The sequence below is a fragment of the Pseudomonas sp. TH34 genome, from assembly GCF_016650865.1.
GTDB classification, from domain to species: domain Bacteria; phylum Pseudomonadota; class Gammaproteobacteria; order Pseudomonadales; family Pseudomonadaceae; genus Aquipseudomonas; species Aquipseudomonas yamanorum.
Genome location: NZ_JAEKFB010000020.1, coordinates 126,164 through 145,597 on the forward strand (window position 1 = coordinate 126,164; position 19,434 = coordinate 145,597).

12 protein-coding genes, 2 tRNA genes and 3 rRNA genes are annotated in these 19,434 nt (G+C 56.3%); all 17 read left to right on the forward strand.

What is annotated here, in order from left to right; translation table 11 throughout:
- Positions 1–28: 28 nt before the first annotated feature.
- The 17 genes from mrcB (at position 29) to JFU58_RS14035 (ending at position 19,327) form a co-directional block, all read left to right on the forward strand.
- Positions 29–2,353 (forward strand): penicillin-binding protein 1B, encoded by a 2,325-nt coding sequence (gene mrcB, locus JFU58_RS13955; protein ID WP_093201957.1) that lies wholly within the window; start codon positions 29–31, stop codon positions 2,351–2,353.
- 16 nt (positions 2,354–2,369) lie between these two features.
- Positions 2,370–3,104: a hypothetical protein gene (locus JFU58_RS13960; RefSeq protein WP_177025807.1), complete on the forward strand. Its 735-nt coding sequence runs from the start codon at positions 2,370–2,372 to the stop codon at positions 3,102–3,104.
- Entirely contained in the window at positions 3,104–3,433 is a 330-nt protein-coding gene (locus JFU58_RS13965; RefSeq protein WP_201140945.1) for a YqcC family protein, read from the forward strand. Before JFU58_RS13960 ends, JFU58_RS13965 begins: the two co-directional genes overlap by 1 nt.
- Before the next feature lie 431 nt (positions 3,434–3,864).
- Positions 3,865–5,589, forward strand: a complete 1,725-nt coding sequence (locus JFU58_RS13970) for an acetolactate synthase 3 large subunit (protein WP_003212127.1) — start codon at positions 3,865–3,867, stop codon at positions 5,587–5,589.
- 2 nt (positions 5,590–5,591) lie between these two features.
- Positions 5,592–6,083, forward strand: a complete 492-nt coding sequence (ilvN, locus tag JFU58_RS13975) for an acetolactate synthase small subunit (RefSeq protein ID WP_003176102.1) — start codon at positions 5,592–5,594, stop codon at positions 6,081–6,083.
- Between the two features lie 50 nt (positions 6,084–6,133).
- On the forward strand, positions 6,134–7,150 hold the full coding sequence (gene ilvC / locus JFU58_RS13980; RefSeq protein WP_003212125.1) for a ketol-acid reductoisomerase: 1,017 nt from the start codon (positions 6,134–6,136) through the stop codon (positions 7,148–7,150).
- Between the two features lie 144 nt (positions 7,151–7,294).
- Positions 7,295–8,152, forward strand: a complete 858-nt coding sequence (pssA, locus tag JFU58_RS13985; RefSeq protein ID WP_003212123.1) for a CDP-diacylglycerol--serine O-phosphatidyltransferase — start codon at positions 7,295–7,297, stop codon at positions 8,150–8,152.
- Positions 8,153–8,215: 63 nt separating this feature from the next.
- Positions 8,216–9,229, forward strand: a complete 1,014-nt coding sequence (gene msrP / locus JFU58_RS13990; RefSeq protein ID WP_201140947.1) for a protein-methionine-sulfoxide reductase catalytic subunit MsrP — start codon at positions 8,216–8,218, stop codon at positions 9,227–9,229.
- Complete coding sequence (msrQ, locus tag JFU58_RS13995) at positions 9,229–9,849, forward strand: protein-methionine-sulfoxide reductase heme-binding subunit MsrQ (RefSeq protein WP_177071922.1); 621 nt, start codon at positions 9,229–9,231, stop codon at positions 9,847–9,849. The genes msrP and msrQ overlap by 1 nt, the downstream gene beginning before the upstream one ends.
- A 544-nt stretch (positions 9,850–10,393) precedes the next feature.
- Positions 10,394–11,930 (forward strand): 16S ribosomal RNA (locus tag JFU58_RS14000).
- 82 nt (positions 11,931–12,012) lie between these two features.
- Positions 12,013–12,089, forward strand: a tRNA-Ile gene (locus JFU58_RS14005).
- 30 nt (positions 12,090–12,119) lie between these two features.
- Positions 12,120–12,195, forward strand: a tRNA-Ala gene (locus JFU58_RS14010).
- 234 nt (positions 12,196–12,429) lie between these two features.
- Positions 12,430–15,323: ribosomal RNA gene (locus tag JFU58_RS14015) — 23S ribosomal RNA — on the forward strand.
- Between the two features lie 153 nt (positions 15,324–15,476).
- Positions 15,477–15,592: ribosomal RNA gene (gene rrf / locus JFU58_RS14020) — 5S ribosomal RNA — on the forward strand.
- The 16S, 23S and 5S rRNA genes sit together here with 2 tRNA genes alongside, the layout of an rRNA operon.
- A gap of 169 nt (positions 15,593–15,761) precedes the next feature.
- A complete protein-coding gene (locus JFU58_RS14025) occupies positions 15,762–16,421 on the forward strand; it encodes a paraquat-inducible protein A (RefSeq protein WP_063033189.1) in 660 nt (219 codons plus the stop codon).
- On the forward strand, positions 16,408–17,031 hold the full coding sequence (locus tag JFU58_RS14030) for a paraquat-inducible protein A (RefSeq protein ID WP_003214366.1): 624 nt from the start codon (positions 16,408–16,410) through the stop codon (positions 17,029–17,031). The genes JFU58_RS14025 and JFU58_RS14030 overlap by 14 nt, the downstream gene beginning before the upstream one ends.
- Positions 17,024–19,327: a PqiB family protein gene (locus JFU58_RS14035; RefSeq protein WP_063033188.1), complete on the forward strand. Its 2,304-nt coding sequence runs from the start codon at positions 17,024–17,026 to the stop codon at positions 19,325–19,327. The genes JFU58_RS14030 and JFU58_RS14035 overlap by 8 nt, the downstream gene beginning before the upstream one ends.
- Positions 19,328–19,434 lie beyond the last annotated feature (107 nt).

A 19,434-nucleotide genomic window follows, 5' to 3' on the forward strand; every position in this document is an offset into this window, starting at 1 on the left:
ATCAATAAAGTGCGTATAATCCGCCGCCATGACTCGTACCCGATCTCCCCGTTCCCGTAAAAAACCTCCTTCCCGCGGCCTGCGCCCTTGGCTGGGCTGGGCGCTTAAGCTCGGCCTGGTAGGGCTTGTAGTGATCGCCGGCTTCGCGGTTTACCTCGATGCTGTGGTCCAGGAGAAGTTCTCCGGCAAGCGCTGGACCATTCCGGCCAAGGTATACGCGCGCCCGCTGGAACTGTTCACTGGCCAGAAGCTCAGCAAGGAAGACTTCCTCACCGAACTCGATGCCCTGGGCTATCGCCGAGAGCCCGTGAGCAACGGCCCAGGCGCCGCTGCTGTCAGCGGTAACACCGTCGATTTGAACACCCGCGGCTTCCAGTTCTATGAAGGCCTGGAAAAACCCCAGCCGGTACGCGTGCGTTTCTCTGGCGACTATGTGGCCGAGCTGTCCTCGCTCAACGGCTCGAAGTTACCTGTGGTGCGCCTGGAACCCTTAATGATCGGTGGGATTTATCCGAAAAACCTGGAAGACCGCATCCTGATCAAGATCGATCAGGTGCCGCCTTACCTGCTGGATACCCTGATTGCCGTAGAAGACCGGGATTTCTACAGCCACTGGGGCGTATCACCCAAGTCCATCGCTCGCGCCGTGTGGGTCAATACCTCCGGCGGAAAGATGACCCAGGGCGGCAGTACGCTGACGCAACAATTGGTCAAGAACTTCTACCTGACCAACGAACGCAGCCTGACCCGTAAGCTGACCGAAGCCATGATGGCGATGCTGCTGGAGCTGCATTACAGCAAGCAGGAAATTCTTGAGGCGTACCTCAATGAAGTGTTCGTTGGCCAGGACGGTCAGCGTGCAGTGCACGGTTTCGGTCTGGCCAGCCAGTTCTTCTTCGGCCAGCCGTTGTCCGAGTTGAAACTGCATCAAGTGGCGCTGCTGGTGGGCATGGTCAAGGGGCCGTCCTACTACAACCCGCGTCGCAACCCGGAGCGCGCGCTCGAACGGCGCAACCTGGTACTTGATGTACTTGAGCAGCAAGGCGTCGCCACTCCTGAACAAGTCGCTGCCGCGAAGAAGATGCCACTGGGTGTGACTACCCGCGGCAAGCTGGCCGACAGCTCCTTCCCGGGCTTCATCGACCTGGTCAAACGCCAGTTGCGTGAAGACTACCGTGACGAAGACTTGACCGAAGAAGGCCTGCGGATCTTCACCAGTTTCGACCCGATCCTGCAAATGAAGGCTGAAGCTTCGGTCAATGACACCTTCAAACGCCTGGCAGGCCGTAAAGGCTCTGACGACGTCGAGGCGGCGATGGTGGTGACCAACCCGGAAACCGGTGAGGTCCAGGCCATGATCGGCAGTCGCCAGGCCAGCTTTGCCGGGTTCAACCGGGCGCTGGACGCGGTGCGGCCGATCGGCTCGCTGGTCAAGCCGGCGGTATATCTGACTGCTTTGGAAAAACCGAGCAAGTACACGCTGACCAGTTGGCTGTCCGATGACCCGTTGTCGGTCAAAGGTGCTGATGGCCAGATGTGGACGCCGCATAACTTTGATCGTCGCTCCCACGGTACGATTTTCCTGTACCAGGGCCTGGCGCATTCCTACAACATCTCGACCTCCCGTCTTGGCCTTGAGCTGGGCGTGCCGAATGTTCTCAAGACACTCGGTCGGCTGGGCATCACTCGCGAGTTCCCAGCGTTCCCGTCGATGCTGTTGGGTGCGGGTGCAATGAGCCCGATGGAAGTCGCGACCATGTACCAGACTCTGGCCAACGGTGGTTTCAATACGCCGATGCGCGGGATCCGCAGCGTTTTGACGGCTGAAGGCGAACCGCTCAAGCGTTATCCGTTCCAGATTCAGCAGCGCTTTGACCCGGCTTCGATCTACCTGATCCAGAACGCCATGCAGCGCGTTATGCGTGAAGGTACCGGACGCTCGGCCTACAACGTGTTGCCGGCCAATCTGACACTGGCTGGCAAGAGTGGTACCAGTAACGATTCCCGGGACAGCTGGTTCGCTGGTTTCAGCCAGGACCTGCTGGCGGTGGTCTGGCTGGGGCGCGACGACAACGGCAAGACGCCGTTCACCGGTGCCACCGGCGCATTGCAGGTGTGGACCAGTTTCATGAAGAAGGCCGATCCACTGCCGCTGAACATGCCGCAGCCGGACAATATCGTTCAGGCCTGGATCGATCCGCATACCGGGCAGGGTTCCGATGCCAACTGTCCGGGCGCGGTGCAGATGCCGTATATTCGCGGCAGCGAACCGCCACCCGGTGCAGCGTGCGGTGCCAGTGCACCCGCGAGCGCTGAATCGGTGATGGATTGGGTCAAGGGCTGGATGAATTAAGCAAAGAGGGTTTCACGTGAACAAGTTGTTGATTCCAGCTATTACAGTTTTGGCATTGCTCGGTGGTTGCGCCAGCGTGGAGCGTGGCTCTATTCCAGTGGTGGATTCCAGTACAACGGTGTCCAACAACGACCGGATCTCGGCCAATGGCGGCTTCCGTCAAACCGTCACCAACCGCCCAGTCCAGGCTAAGGCGCAAGCCGTGCCTCAGGATTCGGGCGTAGTGGTGATGATCCCGGGCGCCGGCGCAGCTACCTCGGCACCGATCAGTACTCAGCCGTGGACTCCAGGCCCGAGCACCTCGGGCCCGGCGGACTCTGCGCCGATTCAAACGGCGCCAATCAATCAGGGCACGTACAACATGCCGTCGACGCCAAGCGGGATTCCGTCCGCCAGCAGCGCCGGTGGCTTGTCGGCCGATGAGCAGTTGGACGGCCCGGTTCTGGCGTTGCTGACTACTGCTCAACAGCAGCAGTCGGGTGGCGACTTGAACGGCGCATCGTCGAGCCTCGAACGCGCCCAGCGCGTAGCGCCTCGCGAGCCGCAAGTGCTTTACCGCCTGGCTCAGGTGCGCATGGCCCAAGGCGATGCTCCGCAAGCAGAACAATTTGCCCGCCGTGGCCTGACCCTGGCCAATGGCCGTCCTGATCTGCAGGCCAGTCTGTGGAGCTTGATCGGTGACGCCCGTGAGAAGCAGGGCGATGCCGCAGGCGCTGCCCAGGCTCGGCAAAAAGCCAAGGTAAGCCTCTGATGGATGCACGCTTTCCGGCGATTGCCGAACAGTTGTTGTTGATCGAGCGCGAGCTGCGCTTGCAGGGCTGGTGGGACGAAGTGTCCCCCAGTGCTGAAGCCTTGAGCAGCGTTGAACCCTTTTCCGTTGACACCCTGGACTTTCACCAGTGGCTGCAATGGATTTTCCTGACACGGATGAAGCAGATCCTTGAACAGGACCTGCCATTGCCCAATACGTCGGGGATTCTGGAAATGGCCGAGATGGTTTACGCCGATCGTCCGCTCGAGAGCGTTGGCCTACGGACTGCGCTGAAAAAGTTCGATCAACTGATCGTCGACGCTCGTTAATTGCCTGGCTGCCGGTTTTTCCGGCAGTCTTGCGCATATTTCTACCGCTTTGCGCCATTCAGGCGAGTTTTATCCCTCCTCAAGCCGCTTTCTTCTACGTTCTCATGCGCTTAGTTGGAAAAAAGCGCAATTATTGCTTGACTTGGAGAGGCTGAAACAGAAGAATCCAAAGTCCGCTGTAGAGGGACTGCCAGAAGCAGACCCACTCAGCAGATCATGAGGCGCACACCCGCGCCGACCTGTTACACCCGCAACGCGTTACCTCGCGCTGGGTGGGAAAATCCCGCAACACTTGGGACGCTCCCAATACTTGCTCAGTCAGTGCTGACGTAGTCGGCGACCACCGTCGCTCATGCTCTGCTGAGAAGTAAACCTATTAAGACCCGTCGGTTTTTAACGGACGGTATTCTGGCGTTTTAGAGGTGAACAACGTGGAGCTTTTATCTGGCGGTGAGATGCTCGTCCGCTTTTTGCGTGACGAAGGCGTCGACTATATCTACGGGTACCCAGGCGGTGCTCTGCTGCATGTCTACGACGCACTGTTCAAGGAACCGGCTGTTACCCACATCCTGGTTCGTCACGAACAAGCTGCTACCCATATGGCTGACGGTTACGCCCGTGCCACCGGTAAAGCCGGTGTAGTACTGGTGACTTCCGGCCCTGGCGCGACCAATGCCATCACCGGCATCGCGACGGCTTATATGGACTCCATCCCGATGGTGATCATTTCCGGCCAGGTGGCGAGCACCATGGTTGGTACCGACGCATTTCAGGAAACCGACATGATCGGTATCTCCCGGCCGATCGTGAAACACAGCTTCATGATCAAGCATGCCTCGGAAATCCCGGAAGTCATGAAGAAGGCGTTCTACCTCGCACAGTCCGGTCGCCCGGGTCCTGTGGTGGTCGATATCCCGAAAGACATGACCAACCCGGCTGAAAAATTCGAATACATCTTCCCGAAGAAAGCCAAGCTGCGTTCCTACAGCCCGGCCGTTCGCGGGCACTCGGGGCAAATCCGTAAAGCAGCAGAAATGCTGTTGGCGGCCAAGCGTCCGGTGCTCTACTCGGGTGGTGGCGTGATTCTGGGCGGCGGTTCTGCACCGCTGACCGAGCTGGCCAAGATGCTCAACCTGCCAGTTACCAACACGTTGATGGGGCTCGGTGCTTTCCCGGGTTCGGACCGTCAGTTCGTCGGCATGCTCGGCATGCACGGCAGCTACACCGCAAACCTGGCCATGCACCATGCTGACGTGATCCTCGCCGTCGGTGCGCGGTTCGATGACCGGGTGATCAATGGCGCGAGCAAGTTTTGCCCGAATGCCAAGATCATCCACATCGATATCGACCCGGCATCCATCTCCAAGACCATCAAGGCCGACGTGCCTATCGTAGGTCCTGTGGAAAGCGTGCTGACCGAAATGGTCGCTGCGTTGAAGGAAATCGGCGAAGCCCCGAACAAGGACTCCGTTGCCAGCTGGTGGAAGCAGATCGACGAGTGGCGCGGTGATCGTGGCCTGTTCCCTTACGACAAGGGCGACGGCAGCGTCATCAAGCCACAGACCGTGATCGAAACCCTGTGCGAAGTGACCAAGGGCGATGCCTTTGTGACTTCCGACGTGGGCCAACACCAGATGTTCGCGGCGCAGTACTACAAGTTCGACAAGCCTAACCGCTGGATCAACTCCGGTGGCCTGGGCACGATGGGCTTTGGTTTCCCTGCGGCCATGGGTGTGAAGCTGAGCTTCCCGGATACTGACGTTGCGTGCGTCACCGGCGAAGGCAGTATCCAGATGAACATCCAGGAACTGTCGACCTGCCTGCAATATGGTTTGCCGGTGAAGATTGTCTGCCTGAACAACGGCGTGCTGGGCATGGTTCGCCAGTGGCAGGACATGAGCTACGGCAGCCGTCACTCCCATTCCTACATGGAGTCTCTGCCTGACTTCGTCAAATTGGTTGAAGCCTATGGCCATGTCGGCATGCGCATCACCGATTTGAAGGATTTGAAGCCGATGATGGAAGAGGCGTTCGCCATGAAGGACCGCCTGGTGTTCCTTGATATTCAGGTCGACACCAGCGAGCACGTCTACCCGATGCAGATCAAAGACGGCTCCATGCGCGATATGTGGCTGAACAAGACGGAGCGTACCTAATCATGCGGCACATTATCTCCCTGCTTCTGGAGAACGAACCGGGCGCTCTGTCACGTGTGGTCGGCCTGTTTTCGCAACGCAACTACAACATCGAAAGCCTGACTGTGGCGCCGACCGAAGACCCGACCTTGTCGCGCCTGACGTTGACCACCGTTGGCCATGATGAGGTGATCGAGCAGATCACCAAAAACCTCAACAAGCTGATCGAAGTGGTCAAGCTGGTCGACTTGTCGGAAAGTGCCCACATCGAGCGGGAGCTGATGTTGGTTAAAGTCAAGGCCACGGGGGCCCAGCGGGCCGAGATCAAGCGCACTACCGACATTTATCGCGGGCAGATCGTCGATGTGAGCGCCAGTGTTTATACCGTTCAACTGACCGGTACAAGCGACAAGCTGGACAGCTTCATCCAGTCGATCGGGACGGCCTCGATTCTGGAAACTGTACGCAGTGGCGTCACCGGGATTGCTCGTGGCGACAAAGTACTCAGCATCTAACTCAAATTTAGCGAATGGCCTTAAACGGCCTGGATATATAGAGGAACCTCATGAAAGTTTATTACGATAAAGATTGTGACCTGTCGATCATCCAGGGCAAAAAAGTCGCCATCATCGGCTACGGTTCCCAGGGTCACGCTCAAGCCTGCAACCTGAAAGATTCCGGCGTTGACGTGACTGTTGGCCTGCGTAAAGGCTCGGCCACTGTTGCCAAGGCTGAAGCTCACGGCCTGAAAGTGACTGACGTTGCTTCCGCTGTTGCTGCTGCCGACCTGGTCATGATCCTGACCCCGGACGAGTTCCAGTCCGCGCTGTACAAGAACGAAATCGAGCCGAACATCAAGAAAGGCGCCACCCTGGCCTTCTCTCACGGCTTCGCGATCCACTACAACCAGGTTGTGCCGCGCGCTGACCTCGACGTGATCATGATCGCGCCGAAAGCACCGGGCCACACCGTGCGTTCCGAGTTCGTCAAAGGCGGCGGTATCCCTGACCTGATCGCGATCTACCAGGACGCCTCGGGCAACGCCAAGAACGTTGCACTGTCCTACGCTGCCGGCGTTGGTGGCGGTCGTACCGGCATCATCGAAACCACCTTCAAGGACGAGACTGAAACCGACCTGTTCGGCGAACAAGCCGTTCTGTGCGGCGGTACTGTTGAACTGGTCAAAGCCGGTTTCGAAACCCTGGTTGAAGCTGGCTATGCGCCGGAAATGGCCTACTTCGAATGCTTGCACGAACTGAAGCTGATCGTTGACCTCATGTACGAAGGCGGTATCGCCAACATGAACTATTCGATCTCCAACAACGCCGAATACGGCGAGTACGTGACTGGCCCGGAAGTGATCAACGCCGAGTCCCGTCAGGCCATGCGCAACGCCCTGAAACGTATTCAGGACGGCGAATACGCCAAAATGTTCATCAGCGAAGGCGCAACCGGCTACCCTTCGATGACCGCCAAGCGTCGTAACAACGCCGCTCACGGTATCGAAATCATCGGCGAGCAACTGCGCTCCATGATGCCGTGGATCGGTGCCAACAAGATCGTCGACAAAGCCAAAAACTAAGTCGTACGTATCAAGGGAAAACGCGGCTTAGGCCGCGTTTTTTCGTTTGCGGGGCAGGTTCTGGTATAAAGCTGCATCGTTTGCGGGCGAACACTCGCCGCAAGTTTCTGTCGAAATTTTTCACACCGTTGCAAGGTAAAGTCCATGAGCGAACGTCCCGAAGAGCCAAACCAGGCCTCTGACGCCGAAAGCCTGCTACCGATCGATGAACATGTCGAAGAGGGGCACGATGCTGAAGGCCGTAAAGTCCGGCATCGTGGCATCTATCTTCTGCCCAATCTGTTCACCACTGCGAATCTGTTCGCGGGGTTCTACTCCATCATCAACTCCATGAGTGCCCAGAGTGCGTTGGCGGCCGGTGATGCTGCCGGGGCCAGCAAGTACTTTGGTTTTGCCGCGATTGCGATCTTCGTCGCCATGGTCCTTGATGGCCTGGATGGGCGTGTGGCACGCATGACCAACACCCAGAGTGCCTTCGGGGCCGAATATGACTCGTTGTCGGACATGGTTGCCTTTGGTGTGGCGCCGGCGTTGCTCGCATTCGCCTGGGCGCTGGGTGACATGGGCAAAGTCGGCTGGATGGTCGCCTTCATCTATGTGGCTGGCGCGGCGTTGCGTCTGGCACGCTTCAATACCCAGGTAGGGACTGCCGACAAGCGCTACTTCATTGGCCTGGCCAGCCCGGCTGCGGCGGGGGTGGTGGCCGGTATTGTCTGGGCATTCAGCGACTATGGTATCCAAGGCTCCAAGATGTCGTTCCTGGTGGCCCTGATGGTCGCGGCGGCCGGCATGTTGATGGTCAGCAACATCAAGTACAACAGCTTCAAGGAGCTGGACCTCAAGGGGCGCGTGCCGTTTGTAGCCATCCTGGCGGTCGTGCTGGTGTTCGCCGTGGTCTTCAGTGACCCGCCGCGAATCCTGCTGTTGGCGTTCCTTGTCTATGCCGCGTCCGGCCCGGTGCAGTACTTGCTGCATCTTCGTCAGCGCAAAACGTTGCCTTAATGTAATTTCCCCCATACTCCGCAGTCTATTGGTGCATCTGTCCTCCAAAGCTGCGGAGTTACCATGTTAATCAAGTTTCCCAAAGCGTCTGATTGCCAAGAATCGGACGTCACGCCTGAATCCCTCTATTTCTCTCGCCGCAGCTTGCTCGGTGGTGCGCTTGCCGGCCTTGCTGCCAGCAGCTTGCCGCGTTGGGCCAGTGCGGATGATGCTGCGCGATATGCGGATGTCGAACCGGGCAAGGCGCCCGGATGGTTTGCCGAAAAGCTGCCGAGTACGAAATGGCAGGCGGTCACCGTCAAGGATGAGGCGATCACTCCGTTCAAGGACGCGACCCACTACAACAACTTCTATGAGTTTGGTACGGACAAGGGCGATCCTGCGGCCAATGCCGGTTCGCTCAAGACCGAGCCATGGAGTGTGGTGATTGATGGTGAAGTCGCCAAGCCCGGGCGTTACGCGCTTGAAGACTTCATGAAGCCGTATCAACTGGAAGAACGAATCTATCGACTGCGCTGTGTAGAGGCGTGGTCGATGGTCATTCCGTGGATAGGATTTCCTATTTCGGAATTGCTCAAGCACGTCGAGCCGACTTCCAAGGCCAAATACATCCGCTTTGAAACCCTGCAAGATCCCAAGAGCATGCCGGGGCAGCGCTCCAACTTTGCCTTGATCGATTGGCCTTATGTCGAAGGGCTGCGATTGGATGAGGCGATGAATCCCCTGGCGATCCTGGCGGTAGGTATGTATGGGCGGGAGTTGCCAAATCAGAATGGTGCTCCGTTGCGGTTGGTGGTGCCCTGGAAGTATGGATTCAAGAGCGTGAAGTCGATCGTGCGCATCAGCCTCGTCAGTGAACAGCCGAAAACCACCTGGCAAAGCATTGCGGCAAGTGAGTATGGTTTTTATGCGAACGTGAATCCCACTGTCGACCATCCGCGCTGGACCCAGGCGCGGGAGCGTCGTTTGCCCAGTGGGCTGTTCAGTCCCAATGTGCGTGAGACGCAAATGTTCAACGGCTACTCCGATGAAGTCGCCTCTCTTTATACGGGCCTCGATCTGCGGAAGAACTATTGATGCGCTACCCGGTCTGGCGCATCGGCGTCTTTATAGCAGCGGCGGTGTGGCCGCTGTTCTGGTTGTACGAGGCCTGGAGCTTTGCGCTTGGGCCTGACCCTGGGAAAGTGCTGATGGATCGGCTTGGGCTTGGGACCTTGATTCTGCTGTTGATCACCCTCGGCATGACGCCGCTGCAGAAGCTCAGTGGTTGGGCGGGGTGGATTGCTGTGCGACGGCAGCTGGGGCTGTGGTGCTTTGCGTATGTGGTTTTGCATCTTGCGGCTTACTGCGTGTTCATCCTGGGGCTTGACTGGTCGCAGTTGGGGGTCGAGCTGCGAAAGCGACCTTACATTATCGTTGGCACCTTGGGGTTCCTTTCTCTATTAGTGCTCGCAGTCACTTCTAACCGCTACAGCCAGCGCCGCCTTGGTGCGCGCTGGAAGAAGCTGCATCGCTTGGTTTATGTGACTCTCGGGCTTGGCCTGCTGCACATGTTGTGGATCGTGCGGGCAGATCTAAAGGAGTGGGCTATCTATGCATCTGTAGGAGCGCTACTTCTATTGCTGCGTGTGCCGCCTGTAATGCGGCGGATTCCCCGTCTTATTGCTAAAAAACCATCTTCTGCAACAAAAGCGTAATTAACCCTTGACGGCAGATTCTGGAAGTCTATAATTCGCCCCACTTCCGGCGCAGTCGAAACGGAAAACTCCTTGGTAAACAAAGAGTTATGTAGGTTTCGACAGCGAGCTGCTTCAGATCATCGAAGCCCAGAAGGAGTTGATAGAGTCGTGTAGTTTGGCTCTGTTGACGGTTCGATCTTCTCGGTCGAAAGCGGAGAAAAAGAGGTGTTGACAGCAGCGTGTAACGCTGTAGAATTCGCCTCCCGCTAACGAGAGATCGGAAGCGCAAGTGGTTGAAGTTACAAAGGAAACTTTGAAAACTTCTTAAAAAAACCGCTTGACAGCAACAGAGGCTGCTGTAGAATGCGCGCCTCGGTTGAGACGAAAGATCTTAACCAACCGCTCTTTAACAACTGAATCAAGCAATTCGTGTGGGTGCTTGTGGAGTCAGACTGATAGTCAACAAGATTATCAGCATCACAAGTTACTCCGCGAGAAATCAAAGATGTAACCAACGATTGCTGAGCCAAGTTTAGGGTTTCTTAAAAACCCAAAGATGTTTGAACTGAAGAGTTTGATCATGGCTCAGATTGAACGCTGGCGGCAGGCCTAACACATGCAAGTCGAGCGGTAGAGAGAAGCTTGCTTCTCTTGAGAGCGGCGGACGGGTGAGTAATGCCTAGGAATCTGCCTGGTAGTGGGGGATAACGTTCGGAAACGGACGCTAATACCGCATACGTCCTACGGGAGAAAGCAGGGGACCTTCGGGCCTTGCGCTATCAGATGAGCCTAGGTCGGATTAGCTAGTTGGTGGGGTAATGGCTCACCAAGGCGACGATCCGTAACTGGTCTGAGAGGATGATCAGTCACACTGGAACTGAGACACGGTCCAGACTCCTACGGGAGGCAGCAGTGGGGAATATTGGACAATGGGCGAAAGCCTGATCCAGCCATGCCGCGTGTGTGAAGAAGGTCTTCGGATTGTAAAGCACTTTAAGTTGGGAGGAAGGGCAGTAAATTAATACTTTGCTGTTTTGACGTTACCGACAGAATAAGCACCGGCTAACTCTGTGCCAGCAGCCGCGGTAATACAGAGGGTGCAAGCGTTAATCGGAATTACTGGGCGTAAAGCGCGCGTAGGTGGTTCGTTAAGTTGGATGTGAAATCCCCGGGCTCAACCTGGGAACTGCATTCAAAACTGACGAGCTAGAGTATGGTAGAGGGTGGTGGAATTTCCTGTGTAGCGGTGAAATGCGTAGATATAGGAAGGAACACCAGTGGCGAAGGCGACCACCTGGACTGATACTGACACTGAGGTGCGAAAGCGTGGGGAGCAAACAGGATTAGATACCCTGGTAGTCCACGCCGTAAACGATGTCAACTAGCCGTTGGGAGCCTTGAGCTCTTAGTGGCGCAGCTAACGCATTAAGTTGACCGCCTGGGGAGTACGGCCGCAAGGTTAAAACTCAAATGAATTGACGGGGGCCCGCACAAGCGGTGGAGCATGTGGTTTAATTCGAAGCAACGCGAAGAACCTTACCAGGCCTTGACATCCAATGAACTTTCTAGAGATAGATTGGTGCCTTCGGGAACATTGAGACAGGTGCTGCATGGCTGTCGTCAGCTCGTGTCGTGAGATGTTGGGTTAAGTCCCGTAACGAGCGCAACCCTTGTCCTTAGTTACCAGCACGTCATGGTGGGCACTCTAAGGAGACTGCCGGTGACAAACCGGAGGAAGGTGGGGATGACGTCAAGTCATCATGGCCCTTACGGCCTGGGCTACACACGTGCTACAATGGTCGGTACAGAGGGTTGCCAAGCCGCGAGGTGGAGCTAATCCCAGAAAACCGATCGTAGTCCGGATCGCAGTCTGCAACTCGACTGCGTGAAGTCGGAATCGCTAGTAATCGCGAATCAGAATGTCGCGGTGAATACGTTCCCGGGCCTTGTACACACCGCCCGTCACACCATGGGAGTGGGTTGCACCAGAAGTAGCTAGTCTAACCTTCGGGAGGACGGTTACCACGGTGTGATTCATGACTGGGGTGAAGTCGTAACAAGGTAGCCGTAGGGGAACCTGCGGCTGGATCACCTCCTTAATCGACGACATCAGCTGCTCCATAAGTTCCCACACGAATTGCTTGATTCATTGAAGAAGACGATAAGAAGCAGCCCGAAATTGGGTCTGTAGCTCAGTTGGTTAGAGCGCACCCCTGATAAGGGTGAGGTCGGCAGTTCGAATCTGCCCAGACCCACCAATTTTGTGTGGGAAACGCCTGTAGAAATACGGGGCCATAGCTCAGCTGGGAGAGCGCCTGCCTTGCACGCAGGAGGTCAACGGTTCGATCCCGTTTGGCTCCACCACTACTGCTTCTACGTTATGAAAGCTTAGAAATGAGCATTCCATCGTTGTGATGGTGAATGTTGATTTCTAGTCTTTGATTAGATCGTTCTTTAAAAATTTGGGTATGTGATAGAAAGATAGACTGAACGTTACTTTCACTGGTAACGGATCAGGCTAAGGTAAAATTTGTGAGTAATTGCGAATTTTCGGCGAATGTCGTCTTCACAGTATAACCAGATTGCTTGGGGTTATATGGTCAAGTGAAGAAGCGCATACGGTGGATGCCTTGGCAGTCAGAGGCGATGAAAGACGTGGTAGCCTGCGAAAAGCTTCGGGGAGTCGGCAAACAGACTTTGATCCGGAGATGTCTGAATGGGGGAACCCAGCCATCATAAGATGGTTACCTTACACTGAATACATAGGTGTATGGAGCGAACCAGGGGAACTGAAACATCTAAGTACCCTGAGGAAAAGAAATCAACCGAGATTCCCTTAGTAGTGGCGAGCGAACGGGGACTAGCCCTTAAGTGGCTTTGAGATTAGCGGAACGCTCTGGAAAGTGCGGCCATAGTGGGTGATAGCCCTGTACGCGAAAATCTCTTAGTCATGAAATCGAGTAGGACGGAGCACGAGAAACTTTGTCTGAATATGGGGGGACCATCCTCCAAGGCTAAATACTACTGACTGACCGATAGTGAACTAGTACCGTGAGGGAAAGGCGAAAAGAACCCCGGAGAGGGGAGTGAAATAGATCCTGAAACCGTATGCGTACAAGCAGTGGGAGCAGACTTTGTTCTGTGACTGCGTACCTTTTGTATAATGGGTCAGCGACTTATTTTCAGTGGCGAGCTTAACCGAATAGGGGAGGCGTAGCGAAAGCGAGTCTTAATAGGGCGTCTAGTCGCTGGGAATAGACCCGAAACCGGGCGATCTATCCATGGGCAGGTTGAAGGTTGGGTAACACTAACTGGAGGACCGAACCGACTACCGTTGAAAAGTTAGCGGATGACCTGTGGATCGGAGTGAAAGGCTAATCAAGCTCGGAGATAGCTGGTTCTCCTCGAAAGCTATTTAGGTAGCGCCTCATGTATCACTGTAGGGGGTAGAGCACTGTTTCGGCTAGGGGGTCATCCCGACTTACCAAACCGATGCAAACTCCGAATACCTACAAGTGCCGAGCATGGGAGACACACGGCGGGTGCTAACGTCCGTCGTGAAAAGGGAAACAACCCAGACCGTCAGCTAAGGTCCCAAAGTTATGGTTAAGTGGGAAACGATGTGGGAAGGCTTAGACAGCTAGGAGGTTGGCTTAGAAGCAGCCACCCTTTAAAGAAAGCGTAATAGCTCACTAGTCGAGTCGGCCTGCGCGGAAGATGTAACGGGGCTCAAACCATACACCGAAGCTACGGGTATCATCTTCGGATGATGCGGTAGAGGAGCGTTCTGTAAGCCTGTGAAGGTGAGTTGAGAAGCTTGCTGGAGGTATCAGAAGTGCGAATGCTGACATGAGTAACGATAATGGGTGTGAAAAACACCCACGCCGAAAGACCAAGGTTTCCTGCGCAACGTTAATCGACGCAGGGTTAGTCGGTCCCTAAGGCGAGGCTGAAAAGCGTAGTCGATGGAAAACAGGTTAATATTCCTGTACTTCTGGTTATTGCGATGGAGGGACGGAGAAGGCTAGGCCAGCTTGGCGTTGGTTGTCCAAGTTTAAGGTGGTAGGCTGGAATCTTAGGTAAATCCGGGATTCTAAGGCCGAGAGCTGATGACGAGTTATCTTTTAGATGACGAAGTGGTTGATGCCATGCTTCCAAGAAAAGCTTCTAAGCTTCAGGTAACCAGGAACCGTACCCCAAACCGACACAGGTGGTTGGGTAGAGAATACCAAGGCGCTTGAGAGAACTCGGGTGAAGGAACTAGGCAAAATGGCACCGTAACTTCGGGAGAAGGTGCGCCGGTGAGGGTGAAGGACTTGCTCCGTAAGCTCATGCCGGTCGAAGATACCAGGCCGCTGCGACTGTTTATTAAAAACACAGCACTCTGCAAACACGAAAGTGGACGTATAGGGTGTGACGCCTGCCCGGTGCCGGAAGGTTAATTGATGGGGTTAGCTAACGCGAAGCTCTTGATCGAAGCCCCGGTAAACGGCGGCCGTAACTATAACGGTCCTAAGGTAGCGAAATTCCTTGTCGGGTAAGTTCCGACCTGCACGAATGGCGTAACGATGGCGGCGCTGTCTCCACCCGAGACTCAGTGAAATTGAAATCGCTGTGAAGATGCAGTGTATCCGCGGCTAGACGGAAAGACCCCGTGAACCTTTACTATAGCTTTGCACTGGACTTTGAATTTGCTTGTGTAGGATAGGTGGGAGGCTTTGAAGCGTGGACGCCAGTTCGCGTGGAGCCAACCTTGAAATACCACCCTGGCAACTTTGAGGTTCTAACTCAGGTCCGTTATCCGGATCGAGGACAGTGTATGGTGGGTAGTTTGACTGGGGCGGTCTCCTCCTAAAGAGTAACGGAGGAGTACGAAGGTGCGCTCAGACCGGTCGGAAATCGGTCGTAGAGTATAAAGGCAAAAGCGCGCTTGACTGCGAGACAGACACGTCGAGCAGGTACGAAAGTAGGTCTTAGTGATCCGGTGGTTCTGTATGGAAGGGCCATCGCTCAACGGATAAAAGGTACTCCGGGGATAACAGGCTGATACCGCCCAAGAGTTCATATCGACGGCGGTGTTTGGCACCTCGATGTCGGCTCATCACATCCTGGGGCTGAAGCCGGTCCCAAGGGTATGGCTGTTCGCCATTTAAAGTGGTACGCGAGCTGGGTTTAGAACGTCGTGAGACAGTTCGGTCCCTATCTGCCGTGGACGTTTGAGATTTGAGAGGGGCTGCTCCTAGTACGAGAGGACCGGAGTGGACGAACCTCTGGTGTTCCGGTTGTCACGCCAGTGGCATTGCCGGGTAGCTATGTTCGGAATAGATAACCGCTGAAAGCATCTAAGCGGGAAACTAGCCTCAAGATGAGATCTCACTGGAACCTTGAGTTCCCTGAAGGGCCGTCGAAGACTACGACGTTGATAGGTTGGGTGTGTAAGCGCTGTGAGGCGTTGAGCTAACCAATACTAATTGCCCGTGAGGCTTGACCATATAACACCCAAGCAATTTGAGTCGAAGAGACCAGATTGCGGTGTGTGAAGACGAAACGAACCGAAAGTTCGAGAAACTCACAAAACACCGAAGCTATCACATACCCAATTTGCTGAAGCGAGGCCAACTGGTCACGACTCAGTACCCGAATTTCTTGACGACCATAGAGCATTGGAACCACCTGATCCCATCCCGAACTCAGCAGTGAAACGATGCATCGCCGATGGTAGTGTGGGGTTTCCCCATGTGAGAGTAGGTCATCGTCAAGATTAAATTCCGAAACCCCTGATTGCTAACGCAATCAGGGGTTTTGTTTTGGGCGGTCAGAAACTTACCGACATGCTCGATATACAGCGGCCCCCCGACAAATTTGCACAGTTATTTCTGAACCAGAACACTAGAATAGGCACCTAACCTTTTTTAGAGTCCGAGCCCTATATGCCCGACCCGGTTGATGCCCTTGAGGTGTCAGACTTACCGCTGGACGAACTCGTGGCATGCCATGAGTGCGACTTGCTGATGCGCAAGCCGGAGCTTGCCCGCGGTGAAAAGGCCCAATGCCCACGCTGCGGCTACGAGCTGTACGCTCACCGCCACAACGTCGTTGAACGAAGCCTGGCGTTAGTGATTGCCGCACTGCTGTTGTACGTCCCCGCGAACTTTTTACCCATCATGCAGCTCAATCTACTCGGGCAGTCCTCGCAGGACACCGTGTGGACCGGCGTGGTCGGTCTGTTCGACACCGGTATGCAAGGCGTCGCCGTGGTGGTGTTCCTCTGCAGCATGGGCATTCCATTGCTCAAGCTCCTGTGCCAACTGGCGGTATTGCTGAGCATCCGCTGGAACATCGGCCGCAGCTACGGTCTGCTGTTTTATCGCATCTACCATCATCTGAAAGACTGGGGGATGCTCGAGGTCTACCTGATGGGCGTGCTGGTGGCGATCGTAAAGCTGGCCGACATGGCCACCATCACCGTTGGGCTGGGCCTGGCCTGCTTCGTAAGTCTGTTAATGGTCCAGATACTGCTGGAGGTGGTCATGTCACCTCACCAGATCTGGGAAGCGCTGTCAGGAGAGGATGCTCATGCGGGCGATTGATGCGGGCATTCTGATCTGTACCGAATGCCACGAACTGAACAAACAAGACCCGGACACCGACGAGCAAACCTGCACCCGTTGCGGCGCGCTGGTCCACGCCCGTCGTCCGAACAGCCTGACGCGCACCTGGGCGCTGCTGATCACGGCTGCCATCCTGTACATCCCGGCCAATTTGTTGCCGATCATGACCGTAAGCTCCCTGGGCCAAGGCGATCCGAGCACCATCATGTCCGGCGTGATCCAACTGATGCAGCACGGCATGTTCCCGATCGCCGCTGTAGTGTTCATCGCCAGCATTCTGGTGCCAACCTTCAAGCTGGTGGGCATCGGCTTGTTACTGTTCTCGGTGCAACGTCACCAACCACTTTCCGCGCAACAACGCATTATCATGTACCGCTTTATCGAGTTCATTGGCCGCTGGTCCATGCTGGATATCTTCGTGATTGCCATCCTGGTGGCGGTCGTAAACTTTGGGCGACTTGCCAGTGTCGAGGCCAATCTCGGTGCCGTGGCGTTCGCCAGTGTGGTGATCTTGACGATGCTTGCCGCAGTAACTTTCGATCCCCGACTGATTTGGGATAACACGGAGTCGGACGACGACCATGAGTGATTTGCCTAAGGCTAAAACCCGCCCAGCTTCCAACTGGTCGGCCATTTGGGTGCTGCCCCTGATTGCCCTGATCATCGGCGGCTGGTTGGGATGGCGTGCGTACAACCAGCAAGGTATCGAGATTCAGGTTCGCTTTGAAAGCGGCGAAGGCATCCAGGCCAACAAGACCGAAGTGGTCTACAAAGGCATGTCCGTGGGTAAGGTGAAAACCCTGGCCCTGGATGACGAAGGTAACAATCGCGGGGTGATCGCCACCATCGAGATGAACAAGGACGTGGAGCAATACCTCAAGACCAACACCCGCTTCTGGCTGGTAAAGCCGAGTGTCAGCCTGGCCGGGATCACTGGGCTGGAAACCCTGGTCTCGGGTAACTACATCGCTGCCAGCCCGGGCGATGGCGAGCCGACGCGCAAGTTCAAGGCCCTGTCCGAAGAACCGCCCTTATCCGACGCCAAGCCGGGCCTGCACCTGACGATCAAAGCTGATCGCCTCGGCTCGCTGAACCGCGGCAGCCCGGTGTTCTATAAGCAGATCCAGGTCGGCCAGGTCAAAAGCTACCTGCTCTCCGAAGACCAGACCACCGTTGAAATCAAGGTCTACATCGAGCCGACCTACGCCAGCCTGGTGCGCAAACACACGCGTTTCTGGAACGCCAGCGGCATCAGCATCGACGCCAACCTCTCCGGCGTAAAAGTGCGCAGTGAATCCCTGGCCAGCATCGTTGCCGGCGGTATCGCCTTCGCCACGCCAGAGAACCGCAAGGACAGCCCGCCGACGGACCCGAGCCTGCCGTTCCGCCTGTATGAAGACTTCGATGCAGCAGCCGCAGGCATCAAGGTCAAAGTCAAACTCACCGACTTCGAAGGTCTCCAGGCGGGTCGCACGCCGGTGATGTACAAAGGCATCCAGGTCGGCAGCCTGAAAACCCTGAAGATCGACCCGGACCTTTCCAGTGCCAATGCCGAGCTGACCCTCGACCCACTGGCCGAAGACTACCTCGTCCAGGACACCCAATTCTGGGTGGTCAAGCCGTCCATCTCCCTGGCCGGCATCACCGGGCTGGAAGCGTTGGTCAAAGGTAACTACATCGCCATCCGTCCCGGCGACAAGGGCAGCGCGCCACAACGGGAGTACGTCGCCCGGGCCAAGGCGCCGCCACTAGACCTGCGTTCCCCCGGCCTACACATGGTGCTGTTCACCGACAACCTCGGTTCCCTGGATGTCGGCAGCCCGATCCTCTACAAACAGGTCAAGGTCGGTTCCGTACAGAGCTACCAGTTCTCCCGCAAGAACAAGCAACTGGTGATCGGCGTCCATATCGAGAAAGAGTACGAAGGCCTGGTCAACGGCTCGACCCGATTCTGGAATGCCAGCGGCGTGACCCTGACCGGCGGACTTACCGGCGGCATCCAGGTGAAAAGTGAATCCCTGGCCAGCCTGATGGCGGGCGGTATCGCCTTCGAAACCCCGGAGCCGAATGTACCGCTGAAAAAGCGTATCCCGCGTTTCCGTCTGTTCCCGGACCGCGAAGCCGCCAACCAGCACGGTACGCTGGTGACCATCAAGGTCGACCGCGCCGACGGCCTGCGCCCAGGTACGCCGGTACGCTTCAAAGGCCTGGATGTAGGCAAGATCGAAAGCGTCGACTTGAGTGCCGACATGCAATCGGTCCTGCTCAGCGCGCGCATCACTCAAGTGGCCGATCGCATCGCCCGGGCCGGCAGTCAGTTCTGGGTGGTCAAGCCTGAACTCGGGCTGATGAAAACGTCGAACCTGGAAACCCTGGTGACCGGCCAGTACATCGAAGTACAGCCAGCGGTGAAAAACGCCGGCCCGCAAAAGAGCTTCGTTGCCCTCGACCAACCGCCGGAAGCTGTCCATCAGGAAGCGGGCTTGAGCCTGGTGCTCAGCGCTGCGCGTCGTGGTTCGCTGAAGGAAGGCGTGCCGGTGACCTATCGGGAAGTCACGGTAGGCAAGGTCACAGGCTACGAGCTGGGCCAGACCGCCGACCGCGTGCTGGTCCACATCCTGATCGAGCCGAAGTACGCGCCTCTGGTGCGCAGTGGCAGCCGGTTCTGGAACACCAGCGGCTTCGGTCTCGACTTCGGCTTATTCAAAGGCGCGACGGTACGCACCGAATCCTTGGAGACCCTGGTCGCCGGCGGCATCGCCTTTGCCACGCCAGACGGCGAACGCATGGGTAATGCCGCTCGGCCCCAGCAAACCTTCCCGCTGTTCGACAAGTTCGAAGACGAATGGCTGACCTGGGCCCCTAAAATCCCACTCGGCAAATAGACCGAGGCGCGGCCTTCGCGAGCAAGCCCGCTCCCACATTTGACCCAGTTCCCCCTGAAGGAACCCGATTGAATGTGGGAGCGGGCTTGCTCGCGAAGAGGCCCTCA